Source organism: Flavobacterium silvisoli, from assembly GCF_004329815.1.
In the GTDB taxonomy this organism is placed as follows: Bacteria; Bacteroidota; Bacteroidia; order Flavobacteriales; family Flavobacteriaceae; genus Flavobacterium; species Flavobacterium silvisoli.
In genome coordinates this window covers 288045-303674 of sequence record NZ_SJPE01000001.1, presented here as the reverse complement: position 1 = coordinate 303674, position 15630 = coordinate 288045, and the positions used below count along the sequence as shown (strand labels likewise).

Here is a 15630-nt window from a genome sequence, read left to right as displayed (position 1 = left end):
ATAAATGACAATACAGGAAATACAAAACGAAATCATTGACGAATTTTCAATGTTTGACGATTGGATGCAGCGTTATGAGTACATCATCGACTTGGGAAAAGGCCTGCCGCTGATAGATGAACAATACAAAACTGATGATAACATTATCAAAGGTTGCCAATCCAAAGTTTGGCTACATGCCGAACAACAAGATGATAAAGTTGTTTTCACTGCCGATAGCGATGCTATCCTAACCAAAGGAATTATTGCCATTTTAATCAGAGCTTTTTCTAACCAAAAAGCTACTGATATATTAGAAGCTAATACCGATTTTATTGATGAAATAGGGCTGAAAGAGCACCTGTCGGCCACAAGAGCTAACGGTTTGGTGTCAATGATTAAACAAATAAAAATGTATGCTTTGGCATTTAATGCCAAAAAATGAAAAGACTAAAACAATCAACGTTCAACAATAATGTTGAAAATAAATAGACATAAAAAATGGAAGAATTTAAAGATGATATCAATTTGGGTGAAAACGTAGTGAAAGTACTCAAAGGTATTTATGATCCTGAAATTCCGGTAGATATCTACGAGTTGGGCTTAATCTATGATGTGATGATTAACGAAGACAACGAAGTAAAAGTTTTAATGACATTGACTTCGCCTAATTGTCCGGTAGCCGAAACACTGCCACGCGAAGTGGAAGAAAAAATCACCAAAATAGACACGGTTAAATCGTGTGAAGTAGAGATTACTTTTGATCCGCCTTGGAGCAAAGATTTGATGAGCGAAGAAGCCAAACTCGAATTAGGAATGCTGTAATATGGCAGAAGAAATCATCAATAGGGTCGCCAATTCTGTACTCGAAGTATTCGATTTAGAGGATTATTATCCTGTAGGAACCCGAACGCAACTCGACATTTCGCAATGGTTACTCGATGGTTTTTTACTCAAAGAAAAGGACTTTCGAGAAGCACTGAAAAATCATAATTGGGAACAATACCAAAACCATTTCGTGGCTATTCACTGTTCGACCGATGCCATACTGCCGGCTTGGGCTCCAATTTTGGTAGCGACATACGTAACACCTTTTGCGCAAAAAGTGGTGCTTGGCAACCTTGCCGAGTTAGATATAGCGTTGTATCAGGAAGTATTATCATCTTTAGATTATTCGCAGTATCAGGACAAACCAGTTATTATCAAAGGATGTTCCAAAAAACCGGTTCCCGAGAGTGCCTACATCATGGCTGTACAAAAACTGCAGCCCTTGGCTAAAAGTATCATGTATGGCGAAGCCTGCTCGGCAGTACCTTTGTTTAAAAAAGGAAAATAACAACAAAACAGACAAAGCAGATGAAGAAAATTTTACTCACAGCTACACTATTGCTTTCTGCCCATACTATTTTTTCGCAAGTAAGTGAAAAAGAACTGTTGAAAAAGACAGAAGAAACGGTAGCCAAAATAATGCAGGAAAAACCCAATGGTTGGGACAAAAAAGGAATGTTTACCGTTCTGTTGAACCAAGCCAGTTTTAACAATTGGCTGGCCGGAGGACAAAGTAGTATTTCGGGAAATGCCGGTTTGAAATACGATTTCAATTACAAGAGCGACACCTGGACCTGGGACAACAAACTAACCGCTAATTACGGTTTGACTAAAATTAACGGACAGGATCTTCAAAAAACAGATGATCGTTTCGAATTCAATTCGTTGGTGGGCAAAAAAGCTTCGGGCGAATGGTACTACTCGTTCTTCTTCAATTTTAAAACGCAGTTTGACTCGGGTTTCGACCCCGCGGATAAAATCACCAAAATATCGCATTTCTTTTCCCCGGCGTATACCCAATTCGGGCCCGGTATGATGTGGAAGAAAAGCGAAAATTTGAAGGTGAATGTGGCACCGGCTACTTCAAAAGTAATCATGGTGCACAAGCATTTTACAGAGTTTGGACCTGCTTTCGRGGTGCATCAGGGCGATGCGTCTCGTTATGAATTTGGAGCTGCTGTAAACGGCTATTACAAGTTTAATTTGATGGAAAACGTTACAGCCGAAAACATCCTGAATTTGTACACGAATTATCTGGAAGACGCACAAAACGTTGATTTAGACTATACGTTGAATATTGTCATGAAAGTCAATAAATACCTTTCCACCAACTTTGCTTTCCAAACCATTTACGACGATAATGCCTTCAGCGGATTTCAAACGCGACAAGTTATCGGAATCGGTGTAAATTACGGATTCTAAAGAAACTATATTTAATAAAAAAGTCCCGAGAAATCGGGACTTTTTTGTTGTATATCAAATGTGTTGAATTATATTTTGGCTGTTGTCCAATTCGCTCCAACAAAACGGAAAGCCTGCTCCATGTCTGAAATCAGATCGTCGATATCTTCCACACCTACGCTCAAACGCACCAAATCATCGGTAATACCGATCTCTTTGCGTTTGTCTTCCGGAATTGAAGCATGTGTCATCAAGGCCGGGTGATTGGCCAATGATTCGACACCGCCCAAAGATTCTGCCAAGGTGAACACTTTTAAGTTCTCCAAAAAGGCTATAGCATCTTCTTTTTTCCCCGATTTAAAGGTAAACGAAACCATACCGCCAAAACCGTTCATTTGTTTTTTGGCTATGTCATGAAACGGATGGCTTGGTAAGCCCGGGTAATATACTTTGTCGATTTTGGGGTGATTGGCCAAATAAGCCGCTACTTTTTCGCCGTTTTCGCAATGACGTTGTACGCGTAAATGCAAGGTTTTGATACCGCGTAAGACCAAGAAGCTGTCCATTGGACCCAAAGTTCCTCCGGTGGCAAATTGTTTGAAGTGTAACTCATCACCCAGTTCTTTATCCTTGATGATCAAAGCCCCGGCAATCACATCAGAGTGTCCGCCCAAGTATTTCGTAGCCGAATGCATTACGATATCAGCGCCCAAATCCAACGGTTTTTGCAAATAAGGCGTGGCAAACGTATTGTCTACCGCAAAAAGAATGTTGTGTTTTTTGGTGATTTTCGCAATCTCGGCAATGTCAGCCAATTTCATCAACGGATTGGTAGGCGTTTCTACCCAAACCAATTTAGTGTTTTCGTTAATCAGCGACTGGAATTTCTCCATGTCGTTCATGTCTACAAAATGGAACTTGATGCCGCTGTTGTTGTACAAACGGGTAAACAAACGGTAGGTTCCACCATATAAATCATCCATGGCAATGATTTCGTCTCCGGCTTTGAACAAGCGAAGTAAACAATCGGTAGCCGCTAATCCGGAAGCGAAGGCTAATCCTCTAGCTCCGTTTTCAATGCTGGCCAAAGCATCTTCCAAGGCTTGACGCGTTGGGTTGGCTGCTCTTGAGTATTCGTAATCGCCTACCGGTTTTCCGGGAGATACTTGTGCATAAGTTGAGGTTTGGAACACGGGAGGCATAACTGCTCCGGTTACTTCTTCATGGTGTTGGTTGCCATGTATGACTTTGGTGTTGAATTTCATTTTATTTAATTGTTTATTTTGTTGTAAAGTCTAACCTATCAGTGTTTTATATTGTGATAAAATTTGAAGTACAAATTTAGGTTTTATTCTTTGTTTGGAAATGCTCTTTTCATTTTTATTAACGGCTATACAAATTTCTTGAGTTGCATCATGATACCTAAGTGCGTTGCCTCGTGAAAATTATTGAATTCCATCGCGTTTCGGGCATTTTGCAAGTGATACCCGGTCATAGTGGTAAACTCGTGGTAGTTTTTAAAAATACCGTTTTCAAAATCCTTTTGGGTTTGTTCCAAAGTGGCAAAAAGCAGCGATTTAATTTCATTTATTTCTTCTTGAGTCACCTGAGCTTCTGGTTTGGTGCCGCGCTTGTACCGCTCTACCATTTCGTCTGAAACCATCATGGGCAAGCCCGAAAGTTTGTACACCAGCATTTGCTGTACAACAATGATGTGGGCAATATTCCAAATCAGATTGTTGCTATAGCCTTCCGGAACTGTATTGAGCTGTTCCAAGGAATAATTTTCGAGGAACTTCAACAGCATGTTGCGGCTCGATCGGTTGATTTCAAAGGTGGCGGTCATCTTATATAAACTTTCGAATGTTCATCATAAAACCCAAATGCAAGGCTTCGTGATAGTTGTTGAAATTGATGGCTTCCAGGGTTGATGCCAAATGAAATCCGGTGCCGGTGGTGTATTCGGTATAGGTCACAAATTTGCCATTGGCGTAGTCCTCTTTGGTTTTCTCAATTAAGGAAAACAGCAGTGTTTTAAGTTCGTCAATTTCTGCTTGCGTGGTTTGACCGATGGGTTTGCTTCCGTTTTTGTAGGTATTGGTCATTTCTTCGGTCACATACGTTGGCAAGCCCGATAGTCGATAAACCAATCCTTGTTGTGCCACGATGATATGGCCCAAATTCCAAGCTAAATTATTGCTGAATCCTTCCGGAATTTTGTTCAATTGTTCCAAAGAATAGCTTTCGATGAGTTTGAGATAGTGTTTTCGGTTGGTTTCCCAGATTTTAAAAGTTGCGTCCATTTTTTAGTTTTTTATAATAATACAAAATCGTCTGTTTTGGGGATGGCATTCATCACGTCGATGGCGATTGGAGGAGTAGGATTAGCTAGTTTGCGTAGCTTGGTGTCAATCCACGCACCATCCAGTGTGATTTTGGCACATAAGGTATTCTGATTGTCGCGCAATTCATGTACAATTGTCCAACGCGAAGCATCAGCTTTCATTTTACTTATTTTAGTCGAAATAAAAATAGTGTCGTTAAGGCGAATTTCCTTTCGGAACACACATTCCTCACGAAAAGCGATGGGACCAAAATGCTGTTCCCGCATCAATTGTAAAGTCATGCCCTGCTGTTCCAGAATTTCAATACGATGTTGTGCTCCAAAGTCGTAATAGGCGCTGTGCCGTACATGAAAATTCGGATCCAGATCGGCCCATCGAATAGAAAGTTCTTTAGTAAAAGTCCCCATTTTTAGTAAAATTTATTCAAATGTAATCAGAATTCGTTGCTTATAAATTCTGTCGGAAAGATTTAAATCTATTTTAACGCAATGTTCTATTTTTGTAAAAAAAGACCATGCGAAAAATTTACCATCTTAAGACCTGTAGCACCTGCCAACGCATTCTGAAATCCCTGCCGAAACTGGAAACATTCGAATTACAGGACATCAAAACCGAACCCATGACGGTAAAACAATTGGATGAAATGCGACAATTGGCCGGAAGCTACGAAGCGCTGTTCAGCCGAAGAGCCACACTGTATAAAGAAATGGGGTTAAAAGATGAGGTACTCACCGAAGCCGATTTTAAACGTTACATTTTAGAACATTATACTTTTCTATCGCGACCGGTCATTATAGCTGACGGGAAAATATTCATTGGTAACAGTCACAAAGTGGTGCAACAAGTTATTGATTTTTTAGCCCATGAGTAAGCGCGCTTGGGCACTAGTCGCCGCCATGATGGTGTCGTTGATTTATGGAGTGTCGTTTACGATTGCCAAAGACGTGATGCCGATGTATGTTAAGCCTTTTGGGTTTATTCTGTTACGGGTTTTTGGCGCGACTGTGTTGTTTTGGTTGGTGTCTTTTTGGGCTCCAAAAGAAAAAATCCAACTGCAGGATTTTCCACGTATTGCTGCTGCGGCCTTATTTGGTGTGGCACTGAACATGCTTACTTTTTTTAAAGGACTGAGTTATACCTCGCCCATATCGGCGGCAGTCATCATGGTTACAACACCCATTATTGTACTGATTCTCTCCGCTATATTGATTAAAGAAAAAATGGAATTCCGGAAAATTATCGGGATTTTGCTGGGGCTCTTGGGTACCGGGTTTTTAATTCTCTACGGAAAATCAGCCGCCAATGCCAGCAATGCCTCGCTGGGAAATTTACTCGTTTTCATCAATGCCGTTTCTTACGGACTGTATTTGATTATCGTTAAAAAACTGATGGACAAATACAACGCGTTTACCTTTGTTAAGTGGATTTATACGTTTGGGTTGTTGATGGTTTTACCGTTTGGTTGGAGTGAATACCGGGAAATTCAATGGCAAACGATTCCTGCTGCTATTTTATGGGAAATTGCTTTTGTGGTGGTATTCACTACTTTTCTGACCTATTTGTTCAATTTGGTTTCCATGCGCGAGTTGAAACCGACCACGGTGGCGGTTTTCATTTACCTGCAGCCGTTATTTGCATCAGTATTTGCCATAAGTTTGGGAAAAGATCACCTGACATGGGTCAAAACGGCTTCGGCGGTTTTAATCTTTGTCGGTGTTTTTCTGGTTACGAGGAAGAAATCCTGAATCCTAAATCCCAACTCCTCAATTTTGAATATATTTGTAGCTATTAGAAAATAAAAGCATGATACAATCAATGACCGGTTTTGGCAAAGCTACTTTGCAATTACCCACCAAGAAAATTACGGTAGAAATCAAATCACTAAACAGCAAAGGATTGGATTTAAACACGCGTATGCCCTCTGTTTTCAGAGAAATGGAGTTGGGGTTGCGCAACCAGCTTTCGCAAAGGCTTGAGCGCGGAAAAGTTGATTTTTCATTATATGTTGAGGTAACCGGTGAAGAAACTTCGTCAAAAATTAATGTTCCGATAGTAAAAGGGTACATCAACCAGATGAAAGCAGTTATTCCCAATGCAGATGAAACCGAACTGATGAAAATGGCTGTTCGCATGCCAGATGCCCTGAAAACAGAGCGCGATGAAATTGACGAAAACGAGTGGAAACAAATTCAAACCGTGATTGATGAAGCCTTAGAAAACATAGTGCAATTCCGCAAAGATGAAGGGGTTTCTTTAGAGAAAGAATTTCTGCACCGCATCGCCAATATCATGACGTTGATGAATAATGCGGTGTCTTATGATGCAGAACGTGTGGAAACCGTAAAAACCAGGTTGCGAACTGCCTTAGAGGAACTCAAAGAAAGTGTAGACGAAAATCGTTTTGAACAAGAATTGATTTTTTACTTAGAAAAATACGATATTACCGAAGAAAAAGTACGTTTGGAAAATCACTTGAACTACTTCATTGAAACCCTGGCCGGGACTGAAGCCAATGGAAGAAAACTGGGATTCATCACTCAGGAAATGGGAAGAGAAATCAATACCATGGGATCTAAATCGAATCATGCCGAAATGCAGAAACTGGTGGTAATGATGAAAGATGAGTTGGAAAAAATCAAAGAGCAAGTTTTAAATGTACTTTAACTAACTGTAAAACACAATGAACAAAGGGAAATTATTAGTATTCTCAGCACCGTCAGGTTCGGGAAAAACCACCATAGTAAGGCATTTATTAGCGCAACCCGAATTGAATCTGGAGTTTTCCATATCCGCTGCTACCCGTGAGCCACGCGGAGAAGAAGTAGACGGAAAAGATTATTACTTTATTTCGATAGAAGAATTCAAAAAACATATCAAAGCCGAAGATTTTATAGAGTGGGAGGAGGTTTACCGCGATAATTTTTACGGAACCTTAAAGAGTGAAGTAGAACGTATTTGGGCCAAAGGCAAAAATGTCATTTTTGACATCGATGTGGCCGGAGGATTGCGCATCAAATCAAAATTTCCGCAAGAAACATTAGCCGTATTTGTAAAACCACCGAGTGTTGATGAACTCAAACGAAGACTAAAAGAACGTTCTACGGAAAGCGATGATAAAATCAACATGCGTATTGCCAAAGCTCACGTAGAGTTAGCCACCGCACCACAATTTGATGTCATTATCAAAAATTACGATTTGGACGTAGCCAAGCAGGAAGCTTATAACCTGGTTAAAGATTTTGTGAAATAAGATGAAAATCGGACTTTATTTCGGGACTTTTAATCCCATTCACATAGGTCATTTGATTATCGCCAATCACATGGCAGAATTTGCCGATTTGGATCAGGTATGGATGGTTGTAACTCCTCATAATCCGCACAAACAAAAAAGTACACTGTTAGACGATTATGAACGTCTGCACATGGTACATTTGGCCACTGAGGATTTCAATAAAATCAAACCTTCCGACATCGAATTTAAATTACCACAACCCAATTACACAGTCAATACTTTGGCACATTTGGGCGAAAAATACCCGCAGCATGAATTTGCCCTTTTGATGGGAGAAGACAACCTGAACTCGCTCCATAAATGGAAAAATTATGAGACCATTTTAAAATACCATCACATTTATGTATACCCTCGGGTAAATTCGGGAGAGATGGACGAGCAGTTTGTCAATCACCCTAAAATTCACCGTGTGGGTGCTCCTGTAATTGAACTATCTTCCACATTCATTCGTGAGAGCCTGAAAAATAAAAAAAATGTAGCTCCGATGTTACCCCATAAAGTTTGGGAGTATATTGACCACAATTTATTTTACTCCAAATAAGTTAACATTCCCTTACCACTTGTTCGGGACAAGCTTTTGTAATTTTACGTTTTCTAAAATACAAAATCATGAACAATTTCGAATTATACAATCCGACCAATTATGTTTTCGGCAAAGGCCAAACCGAAAAACTATCAACACTAGTGCCAAAAGGAGCTAAAATCTTATTAGCCTACGGCGGTGGCAGTATTTTTAAAAATGGTGTTTACGACCAGGTCAAGGCTGCTTTACAAGGGTTTGAGGTTATTGAATTTGGAGGTATCGAACCTAATCCGCGCTTTGAAACCTTGATGAAAGCGGTAGCAATTATTCGTGAACAAAACATTAATTTCATCATAGCTGTTGGAGGCGGCAGCGTCATTGATGGCGTAAAATTTATTTCGGGAGCGGTGCGCTATGAAGGTAATCCGATGGAGATTTTAAAAAATCGCGTACTGTTTACCGATACGGCTAAGGTGATTCCTTTCGGAACAGTATTGACCTTACCGGCTACGGGTTCAGAAATGAATTCGGGTGCGGTGATTACCATCGAAGCGACACAGGAAAAACTGACCTTAGGCGGTAGCGCGTTGTTCCCGAAATTCTCGGTTTGCGACCCAACGGTTGTTTCATCCTTACCCAAAAGACAAATTCAAAACGGCGTGGTGGATGCTTTTACCCATGTAATGGAACAGTATTTAACTTATCCGCATGATGCGTTATTGCAGGACAGAATTGCTGAAAGCATTCTGCAAACATTGGTTGAAATCGGTCCCGATGTAGCTGAGAATCCAAATGATTATAAATTGGCTTCTAATTTTATGTGGTGTGCCACTATGGCCTTGAACGGTTTGATTCAGAAAGGGGTCCCGAGTGATTGGGCAACCCACATGATTGGTCACGAGTTAACCGCTTTGTATGAGATTGACCACGCACGAACTCTTGCCATCATTGGCCCTAATTTGTACCGCGTGATGTTTGATACTAAAAAAGAAAAACTGGCACAATACGGAACACGAGTTTGGAATGTTACCGGCGAATCAGTTGAAGAAAAAGCCACTCAGGCCATTGAAAAAACAGTTGAATTTTTTCACACCATGGGTATGAAGACCAAACTTTCGGAAAATACAGCAAACTACAGCAACACGGCTGATTTTATTGTGAATCGTTTTGAAGAACGGGGTTGGAAAGCGCTGGGTGAAAAGCAAAATATCACGCCTGAAAAGGTTAGAGAAATTGTAGAAATGAGTTATTAAAGAGAAAGCGTGCCTGGCACGCTTTTTTTATGATTAGATAAAATGACAAAACCGTCCAGTCTTTTGACTAAACGGTTCTACCACAATTATAACTTAACCCAATTTTTACAAAACATTCTCAAGAGTTGTGCCAAAATTTATTTTATTCCCATAAAACGGGAAAGATGTCTGCTAAAATGAGTATTTTTGGATGATATAAAAGTTTATATTCATGAATGAATCTCCTAAATTTGCTGTGATTGGTGGCGGAAGTTGGGCCACGGCCATTGCAAAAATGCTATGCGTAAACCTTCCGGAAATAGCGTGGTACATGCGAAATGAATCGGCTATAGAGCACTTAAAAACACACAAACACAATCCGAACTACCTCAGCTCTGTTGAGTTTGATACCCATAAATTGAAACTAACCAGTGATATCAATGAAGCGGTGAGCTATGCCGATTATTTGATTTTTGCTATTCCGTCGGCTTTTTTGAGTTCCGAATTAGAGAAATTAACCGTAAGTTTAAAGGATAAAGTAATTTTCTCAGCCATCAAAGGAATTGTTCCTGAGACTTTCTTGATAGTAGGCGAGCATTTTCATAAACAATTCAACATTCCGTATCACAACATCGGAGTGATTACCGGTCCGTGCCATGCGGAAGAAGTGGCTTTAGAACGTCTTTCGTATCTGACCATTGCCTGCGGAGATGCTGAGAAAGCCAAGACGGTAGCTAATGTTTTGGCCGGAAATTATATTAAAACCAAAATTTCAGACGATATTATCGGAACAGAATATGCCGCCATGTTGAAAAACATTTACGCTATTGCAGCCGGAATTGCCCATGGTTTGGGCTACGGAGATAATTTTCAGTCGGTAATCATGAGTAATGCCATTCGCGAAATGAAAAAATTCATCCGCAAAGTGCATAAAATGAAACGCAACATCAATAATTCGGCTTATTTGGGAGATTTACTGGTAACCGGCTATTCGGTGTTTTCGCGTAACCGTATGTTCGGAAATATGATAGGAAAAGGATATACGGTTCAAGCTGCAATGATGGAAATGAGTATGGTAGCCGAAGGGTATTACGCGGTTAAAAGTGCTTACAAACTGAATCAGGAATATAAAGCCAAGACCCCAATCATTGATGCGGTTTACGAGATTTTATATGAAGGTAAAGAAGCTAAGAAAGTCTTTAAAAAATTAACCGAAAAATTAGATTAAGATGAGTGAAAGATGGAAACACCAACTCAAAGTTGGATTATTCTGGGGCATTTTCATGATTGTTTTTATGAGCTTGTTTGAGTGGAATGAAAAACCTTTTTTGAGCCAATTGATCACACCTTTCTTTTATATTAAAGCCGTTGTATACTTGGTTACAGGAATCTTTTTTGTAGGTTACTTTTCCTGGAAAGGCAAGAATGGTAAAGAATACACCTGGTCAGATCTTTTCAGAAAGAAAAAATAATTATCTGACGATTACACCGTTTACAAACAAAATCGGCACTTCTTCTGTGGCGCGTTCGTTGATCATGTTTTTGCGGAAGGTGAATTTTTTGTCGTACAAAGTATTGCCGATGAAATAAGTGACCATAAACTCGTTGTTGAGCTCAAGAACGCTTTTCTCCACCATTTCTATTTTTACAACAGATACGGCGGGTACCTGCATGAATGCGTGGCGCAGGAGCGACGTTTTTTTCATTTCCCCATCAATGGTGCCAAAAGCTTTAGAAACGACCATTACAGAGTCTAAATCGAAGTCAGAATCGTTGACGAGATACACATACCAAACCTTTTCCATAAAGTCATCGCTCCATTCCTGAACTGCGGCCAGAAAAACGTTTTCTACTTTCGGGATGGTGATGTCTTTTTTCATTTTTGGATAATAGATAAGAGACGAAGAGATAACAGACAGATTGGGTTTTCATTTATCCGTCTATTATCTGTCTTTTTTTAAAGACTTGATTTGAATTGCTCTAAGAAACGCACGTCGTTTTCATAAAACATGCGGATATCACCTATTTGATATAATAACATGGCGATACGCTCAATGCCCATTCCAAAGGCAAAACCGTTGTATTCCTCAGGGTTGATGCCGCAATTTTTCAAGACGTTAGGGTCCACCATTCCGCAACCCATGATTTCCAACCAGCCGGTTCCTTTGGTAATGCGGTAATCGGTTTCGGTTTTTAATCCCCAGTAAATATCCACCTCAGCACTTGGTTCGGTGAACGGGAAATAACTCGGGCGTAAACGGATTTTGCTTTTCCCAAACATTTCTTTGGTGAAATATAAAAGTGTTTGTTTCAAATCGGCAAACGAAACATCTTTGTCAATATACAAGCCTTCCACTTGGTGGAAAATACAGTGCGAGCGAGAAGAAACCGCTTCATTACGGAACACGCGTCCCGGTGAAATGGTACGAATAGGCGGTTTGTTGTTTTCCATGTAACGCACTTGTACCGATGAGGTATGTGTTCTTAATAAAACATCGGGATTGGTTTGAATGAAAAACGTATCCTGCATGTCGCGTGCCGGATGGTATTCCGGAAGATTTAGTGCCGTGAAGTTGTGCCAATCGTCCTCAATCTCCGGACCTTCGGAAACGTTGAATCCAATGGTAGAGAATATATCAATGATTTGATTTTTTACTAATGAAATAGGATGACGCGAACCGATGGTTAACGGTTCTGAAGGACGGGTTAAATCGCCATAAACGCCAATGCTTTCTACTTTGCTTTCTAAAGCTTCCTGTATGGTTTTTACTTTTTCTTCACAAGTAGTTTTCAAGGTATTGATGACTTGTCCGAATTCTTTTTTTTGATTGTTGGGTACGTTTTTGAATTCGGCAAATAAATCTTTCAGTAAACCTTTGCTTCCCAAATATTTGATTCGGAATTGCTCTAAGGTTTCTTTGTTATCAGTTTGAAACGCCTCGGCTTCGGCAATATATTCTTTAATCTTATCTATCATCGGTCATTTTGTAAAGGTGCAAAAATAGCGTTTTTTTTGTTGAAAGTTGTCAGCTGCCAAACTAAACTTTATTCGATCACTTCTCTTTCGACAAAATAATTTACGATGGCTTCTTTCATTAAAACGGCCTGTTCACCGGCTTTTAACGGCGGTAATTCTTCTTTGATTTTGTAATGGGGCCAGCCGTCTTTGTCTACAAAATCAAATTCGTAGTAGCCATAAGGAGCCAGCAATCGGCAAATGGCGATGTGCATCAGGTTGAGCTTCTCGTCTTTTTTGAATGTTTGGTGCACTTTTCCGAATTCCTGCACACCAATCAGGTATATAATGGCGTCCAAGTCGAGCGTATCTCCTTCGGCAAATTGATTGGAAAGGAGTGCTACTAGTTGTTCCCAGCGGTTTTTTAATTGTTCGTCTCTTGACATGTTTGTATTTAGGAATTGCGATTCAGGAATTAGGATGTAATTCACAAATCAAAATTAGGTTGGCAAAGATACTACTTCAAATGTTTAAACCTTACTATTTAATTTCCTTAATAGCATCTTCGTTAATCCAACCAGTGGTTTCGTCGGTAAGCTCAATTTTTTTCCAGTTGGCAATGCTTTCCAGTATGTAAACTTTAGTGCCTTCGTGCAGTACAAAAGCATCAGCACTTGTAGCTTTGGGTTCACTTTTAACCGGAGCAATTTCGGCAAAAACGATAGCAGGTCTTTCGTTTTCCATACGGCTTTTTTCGTAAAATCCGGAAGCAATACTCAGACATATTCCGAATATCCAAACAAACATACCAAAGAAGAAGATGCGTTTCAGATAAGTTCTTTCGGAGAAATAATAACCGATGAAAAAGAACAAAGACAAAAAAGCAAATCCAACAGCAATCCAAGCCCAAGTATCATAGTAATACCTCGAAGTAAAATCGGAAAGCAGTTTATCAAATCCTACTTTTGGAATAATTTTAATATCATCAATGGCCATTTTTCGGGCAAACTCCAGATTGGTTTTGATTTCGTTGTCATTCGGACTCAATAACAATGCTTTTTCGTAATTGTATACAGCAGGAGCTACTTTGTGCAGTTTGTAATAGCAGTTCCCTAAATTAAAATAAACCTCAGCCGATTGTTTTCCGCTTTGTATGATGCTCTCAAAACGTTCAATTGCGGCTTGGTAATTCTCTTTTTGATAGTATTGATTGCCCTGTTCAAAAGCATTTTGCGCTAATGAAACTTGAAAAATTAACAGAAATATATAAACTACTTTTTTCATTTTTATAATCAATTACTTAAGCTGTTTTTCCAGTTCAGAAATGATTTCAACTGCTTTTTCGTAGTCTTGCTGAATAGCCGTTTCCGAGGACATGGCATAGCGGGCCAATTCACAGTTTTCGGTCAATTGAATAAAGGCAGTAATCATCTCGTTTTGCGCATTTCGACTCTGAAGGATTTCACGGATTTTGTCTTTACTCATTTCTGAAGTTTCGATGTGTAGTTTGGCTTTCAGGAAGTTGTGCAGGGCTTTTTCCAAAGCAATGTAAAATGGTTCTTTGTTACCCAAATGTTTTTTAGCTTCCGACAAATATTTTTTGGCCAAAGCATTTGATTTTTTAATCTTATTGCCCACCAAATCGTTGTCTGAAGCTTCTTTTCTTCGTTTGCCGACAATCAATAACGGAATGGCTAAAAACGGCAATATCACCAAGGAATAAAACAGTCCCGAACCCAAGAAATCCTCTTTTTCCATTGGTTTGAGATTGGTTTTTTGTTTGTTGTAAGCAAAACTTTTGGCCACTTCAATTTTAGCCTTGGCCACGTCATTCGGATTGACAGAAGTAGTATTTGCCACCGCAGGACCGTCGAGCACATTGATGGTTATAGGCTGCGAGGTAATGGTTTTGTAACTGTTAGTGCCCAAATCAAAATAGGTAAAACGCAGTGGTTTGATTTGATAATTGCCCTTGTACTGCGGAATGATGGTGTATTTATCCGAAATCCTTCCGGTCATTCCGGTTAGCGGGGTGGATACATTTTCGTCGTGTACCGGATCGTACATTTCCAAGGCTGATGGCAGTACCGGTTTGGGCAATGTAAATAGTTTCAGATTGCCGGTTCCGACAACGCTGATGTTTAAATCCAGAGATTCGCCGCTTTTTAAAGTTGTTTTAGATGGATTTACTTTGAAATCAAAACGACCTACAGCTCCGGTAAAATCTTCAGGTTTCCCGTGTTCCGGTAATGGTTTTACATTGATGACTTTGCTACCGGCCGATACCCTTTTGCTGTCTTCGGTCATTAGCGCCTGTCCCCAAAAATTTCTTCGGTTGGTAGGCACCTGGCAATCAATGTCAAGGGTTAAAGGTTCGATTTCCAATTTGCCGGATTTTGTTGGGTACAGTACTGTTTTTCGCAACACTACGTAACGATACCGTTCGCCTTTGAACATGCCGTCTTCGGCTTTTAATTCTTTGATGTCAATGTTTTGACTCCAGAAATCGTTGTATTTTGGTTTATTTAATTCCTTCCAATTGGTGATTCCGATGTTGTAACTGAAGTACAATTTGTACACCACCGTAATCGGTTCATTCAGATACGGATTGGTTTTGGAAATATCGGCTACCAAATACAAATTGTCATCTGCTTTGATGGCTGGCATTTCGTTCGGGTCTTTAGGAAGTTCAACGGCGTTGGTTACATTAATCCGAACCGGAGATGTTTTATAAATCTGTCCGTTGATTTCAATAGACGCCTGCTTGATGGTCAAGGCTCCTTTTTGCGTAGGCAATAAAATATAGATGTAGGATTTGTTAAAACTACTTCTTCCGTTTATCCAGGATTGACTAACCGATTGGCTTGGTCCTCCAACGATTCTGAAACCGCTGGCCTCAAAATTTGGTGGCTGAAAATTATCACCATCAGCATTCATAGTAAACTCGATGCGCAATCGTTCATTGATGCCCAAGGAGTTTTTGCTCACTTTAGCTTCAAATTGTACTTGAGCCCAAAGCGAGTTTGTCACTAAAAACAATAAAATGAGTATCCTTTTCATTTTCAAATCTTCAA

The 15630-nt window shown here is 39.8% G+C and carries 20 protein-coding genes and 1 pseudogene; 12 read left to right on the top strand and 9 right to left on the bottom strand.

The genetic code is table 11. From position 1 onward, the window contains the following. The first annotated feature begins 4 nt into the window (after positions 1 to 4). From EZL74_RS01295 to EZL74_RS01280, 4 genes are read left to right on the top strand one after another with little or no spacing between them, the layout of a single operon-like run. Positions 5 to 424: a SufE family protein gene (locus tag EZL74_RS01295; protein ID WP_131474778.1), complete on the top strand. Its 420-nt coding sequence runs from the start codon at positions 5 to 7 to the stop codon at positions 422 to 424. A 56-nt stretch (positions 425 to 480) separates the two neighbouring features. After that, the gene (locus tag EZL74_RS01290; RefSeq protein WP_131474777.1) at positions 481 to 804 is read left to right on the top strand and encodes an SUF system Fe-S cluster assembly protein; all 324 of its coding nucleotides are present in this window, start codon (positions 481 to 483) and stop codon (positions 802 to 804) included. 1 nt (position 805) lies between these two features. After that, positions 806 to 1315, top strand: coding sequence for a DUF2480 family protein (locus EZL74_RS01285; protein WP_131474776.1), 510 nt, complete (start codon positions 806 to 808; stop codon positions 1313 to 1315). Positions 1316 to 1335: 20 nt separating this feature from the next. Then, the gene (locus EZL74_RS01280; RefSeq protein ID WP_131474775.1) at positions 1336 to 2229 is read left to right on the top strand and encodes a DUF3078 domain-containing protein; all 894 of its coding nucleotides are present in this window, start codon (positions 1336 to 1338) and stop codon (positions 2227 to 2229) included. Positions 2230 to 2297: 68 nt separating this feature from the next. Here EZL74_RS01280 and EZL74_RS01275 read toward each other — a convergent pair. The 4 genes and pseudogenes from EZL74_RS01275 to EZL74_RS01260 all read right to left on the bottom strand — a co-directional run. Further along, positions 2298 to 3482 (bottom strand): annotated as a pseudogene (locus EZL74_RS01275) (cystathionine gamma-synthase); the annotation flags it as partial. 116 nt (positions 3483 to 3598) lie between these two features. After that, positions 3599 to 4054: a DinB family protein gene (locus EZL74_RS01270; protein ID WP_131474773.1), complete on the bottom strand. Its 456-nt coding sequence runs from the start codon at positions 4052 to 4054 to the stop codon at positions 3599 to 3601. A gap of 1 nt (position 4055) precedes the next feature. Beyond that, a complete protein-coding gene (locus EZL74_RS01265) occupies positions 4056 to 4511 on the bottom strand; it encodes a DinB family protein (protein WP_131474772.1) in 456 nt (151 codons plus the stop codon). An 11-nt stretch (positions 4512 to 4522) separates the two neighbouring features. After that, a complete protein-coding gene (locus EZL74_RS01260) occupies positions 4523 to 4960 on the bottom strand; it encodes an acyl-CoA thioesterase (protein ID WP_131474771.1) in 438 nt (145 codons plus the stop codon). Positions 4961 to 5067: 107 nt separating this feature from the next. On the opposite strand from EZL74_RS01260, the gene EZL74_RS01255 reads away from it, so the two are divergent. The 8 genes from EZL74_RS01255 (at position 5068) to EZL74_RS01220 (ending at position 11072) form a co-directional block, all read left to right on the top strand. Next, positions 5068 to 5424, top strand: a complete 357-nt coding sequence (locus EZL74_RS01255) for an arsenate reductase family protein (RefSeq protein ID WP_131474770.1) — start codon at positions 5068 to 5070, stop codon at positions 5422 to 5424. After that, positions 5417 to 6298 carry a DMT family transporter gene (locus tag EZL74_RS01250; RefSeq protein WP_131474769.1) on the top strand — a complete coding sequence of 294 codons (882 nt, stop codon included), beginning with the start codon at positions 5417 to 5419 and terminating at the stop codon, positions 6296 to 6298. Before EZL74_RS01255 ends, EZL74_RS01250 begins: the two co-directional genes overlap by 8 nt. A gap of 58 nt (positions 6299 to 6356) precedes the next feature. Then, positions 6357 to 7217 carry a YicC/YloC family endoribonuclease gene (locus EZL74_RS01245; protein ID WP_131474768.1) on the top strand — a complete coding sequence of 287 codons (861 nt, stop codon included), beginning with the start codon at positions 6357 to 6359 and terminating at the stop codon, positions 7215 to 7217. Between the two features lie 16 nt (positions 7218 to 7233). After that, entirely contained in the window at positions 7234 to 7803 is a 570-nt protein-coding gene (gmk, locus tag EZL74_RS01240) for a guanylate kinase (RefSeq protein ID WP_131474767.1), read from the top strand. Position 7804: 1 nt separating this feature from the next. Next, positions 7805 to 8386, top strand: a complete 582-nt coding sequence (gene nadD / locus EZL74_RS01235; protein WP_131474766.1) for a nicotinate (nicotinamide) nucleotide adenylyltransferase — start codon at positions 7805 to 7807, stop codon at positions 8384 to 8386. Between the two features lie 68 nt (positions 8387 to 8454). Then, the gene (locus tag EZL74_RS01230; RefSeq protein ID WP_131474765.1) at positions 8455 to 9621 is read left to right on the top strand and encodes an iron-containing alcohol dehydrogenase; all 1167 of its coding nucleotides are present in this window, start codon (positions 8455 to 8457) and stop codon (positions 9619 to 9621) included. Between the two features lie 211 nt (positions 9622 to 9832). Next, positions 9833 to 10828 (top strand): NAD(P)H-dependent glycerol-3-phosphate dehydrogenase, encoded by a 996-nt coding sequence (locus EZL74_RS01225; protein WP_131474764.1) that lies wholly within the window; start codon positions 9833 to 9835, stop codon positions 10826 to 10828. A 1-nt stretch (position 10829) separates the two neighbouring features. Next, positions 10830 to 11072 carry a hypothetical protein gene (locus tag EZL74_RS01220; RefSeq protein WP_131474763.1) on the top strand — a complete coding sequence of 81 codons (243 nt, stop codon included), beginning with the start codon at positions 10830 to 10832 and terminating at the stop codon, positions 11070 to 11072. Here the strand turns inward: EZL74_RS01220 and EZL74_RS01215 are convergent, their stop codons facing one another. The 5 genes from EZL74_RS01215 to EZL74_RS01195 form a co-directional block, all read right to left on the bottom strand. Next, entirely contained in the window at positions 11073 to 11480 is a 408-nt protein-coding gene (locus EZL74_RS01215) for a hypothetical protein (protein WP_131474762.1), read from the bottom strand. Between the two features lie 77 nt (positions 11481 to 11557). Further along, positions 11558 to 12577 (bottom strand): phenylalanine--tRNA ligase subunit alpha, encoded by a 1020-nt coding sequence (locus EZL74_RS01210; RefSeq protein ID WP_131474761.1) that lies wholly within the window; start codon positions 12575 to 12577, stop codon positions 11558 to 11560. Between the two features lie 68 nt (positions 12578 to 12645). Then, positions 12646 to 13002, bottom strand: a complete 357-nt coding sequence (locus tag EZL74_RS01205; protein ID WP_131474760.1) for a hypothetical protein — start codon at positions 13000 to 13002, stop codon at positions 12646 to 12648. A 94-nt stretch (positions 13003 to 13096) separates the two neighbouring features. Then, a complete protein-coding gene (locus EZL74_RS01200; protein WP_131474759.1) occupies positions 13097 to 13840 on the bottom strand; it encodes a tetratricopeptide repeat protein in 744 nt (247 codons plus the stop codon). 12 nt (positions 13841 to 13852) lie between these two features. Further along, a complete protein-coding gene (locus tag EZL74_RS01195; RefSeq protein WP_131474758.1) occupies positions 13853 to 15616 on the bottom strand; it encodes a BatD family protein in 1764 nt (587 codons plus the stop codon). Positions 15617 to 15630 lie beyond the last annotated feature (14 nt).

Bases quoted from the DNA above. Each gene is read 5' to 3' on its own strand.
- EZL74_RS01290 (WP_131474777.1), top strand. From the start codon at position 481: ATGGAAGAATTTAAAGATGATATCAATTTGGGTGAAAACGTAGTGAAA.
- EZL74_RS01215 (WP_131474762.1), bottom strand. From the start codon at position 11,480: ATGAAAAAAGACATCACCATCCCGAAAGTAGAAAACGTTTTTCTGGCC.
- EZL74_RS01260 (WP_131474771.1), bottom strand. From the start codon at position 4,960: ATGGGGACTTTTACTAAAGAACTTTCTATTCGATGGGCCGATCTGGAT.
- EZL74_RS01210 (WP_131474761.1), bottom strand. From the start codon at position 12,577: ATGATAGATAAGATTAAAGAATATATTGCCGAAGCCGAGGCGTTTCAA.
- gmk (WP_131474767.1), top strand. From the start codon at position 7,234: ATGAACAAAGGGAAATTATTAGTATTCTCAGCACCGTCAGGTTCGGGA.
- EZL74_RS01250 (WP_131474769.1), top strand. From the start codon at position 5,417: ATGAGTAAGCGCGCTTGGGCACTAGTCGCCGCCATGATGGTGTCGTTG.
- EZL74_RS01195 (WP_131474758.1), bottom strand. From the start codon at position 15,616: ATGAAAAGGATACTCATTTTATTGTTTTTAGTGACAAACTCGCTTTGG.
- EZL74_RS01285 (WP_131474776.1), top strand. From the start codon at position 806: ATGGCAGAAGAAATCATCAATAGGGTCGCCAATTCTGTACTCGAAGTA.
- EZL74_RS01265 (WP_131474772.1), bottom strand. From the start codon at position 4,511: ATGGACGCAACTTTTAAAATCTGGGAAACCAACCGAAAACACTATCTC.
- EZL74_RS01230 (WP_131474765.1), top strand. From the start codon at position 8,455: ATGAACAATTTCGAATTATACAATCCGACCAATTATGTTTTCGGCAAA.
- EZL74_RS01270 (WP_131474773.1), bottom strand. From the start codon at position 4,054: ATGACCGCCACCTTTGAAATCAACCGATCGAGCCGCAACATGCTGTTG.
- nadD (WP_131474766.1), top strand. From the start codon at position 7,805: ATGAAAATCGGACTTTATTTCGGGACTTTTAATCCCATTCACATAGGT.
- EZL74_RS01255 (WP_131474770.1), top strand. From the start codon at position 5,068: ATGCGAAAAATTTACCATCTTAAGACCTGTAGCACCTGCCAACGCATT.
- EZL74_RS01295 (WP_131474778.1), top strand. From the start codon at position 5: ATGACAATACAGGAAATACAAAACGAAATCATTGACGAATTTTCAATG.
- EZL74_RS01205 (WP_131474760.1), bottom strand. From the start codon at position 13,002: ATGTCAAGAGACGAACAATTAAAAAACCGCTGGGAACAACTAGTAGCA.
- EZL74_RS01220 (WP_131474763.1), top strand. From the start codon at position 10,830: ATGAGTGAAAGATGGAAACACCAACTCAAAGTTGGATTATTCTGGGGC.
- EZL74_RS01245 (WP_131474768.1), top strand. From the start codon at position 6,357: ATGATACAATCAATGACCGGTTTTGGCAAAGCTACTTTGCAATTACCC.
- EZL74_RS01200 (WP_131474759.1), bottom strand. From the start codon at position 13,840: ATGAAAAAAGTAGTTTATATATTTCTGTTAATTTTTCAAGTTTCATTA.
- EZL74_RS01225 (WP_131474764.1), top strand. From the start codon at position 9,833: ATGAATGAATCTCCTAAATTTGCTGTGATTGGTGGCGGAAGTTGGGCC.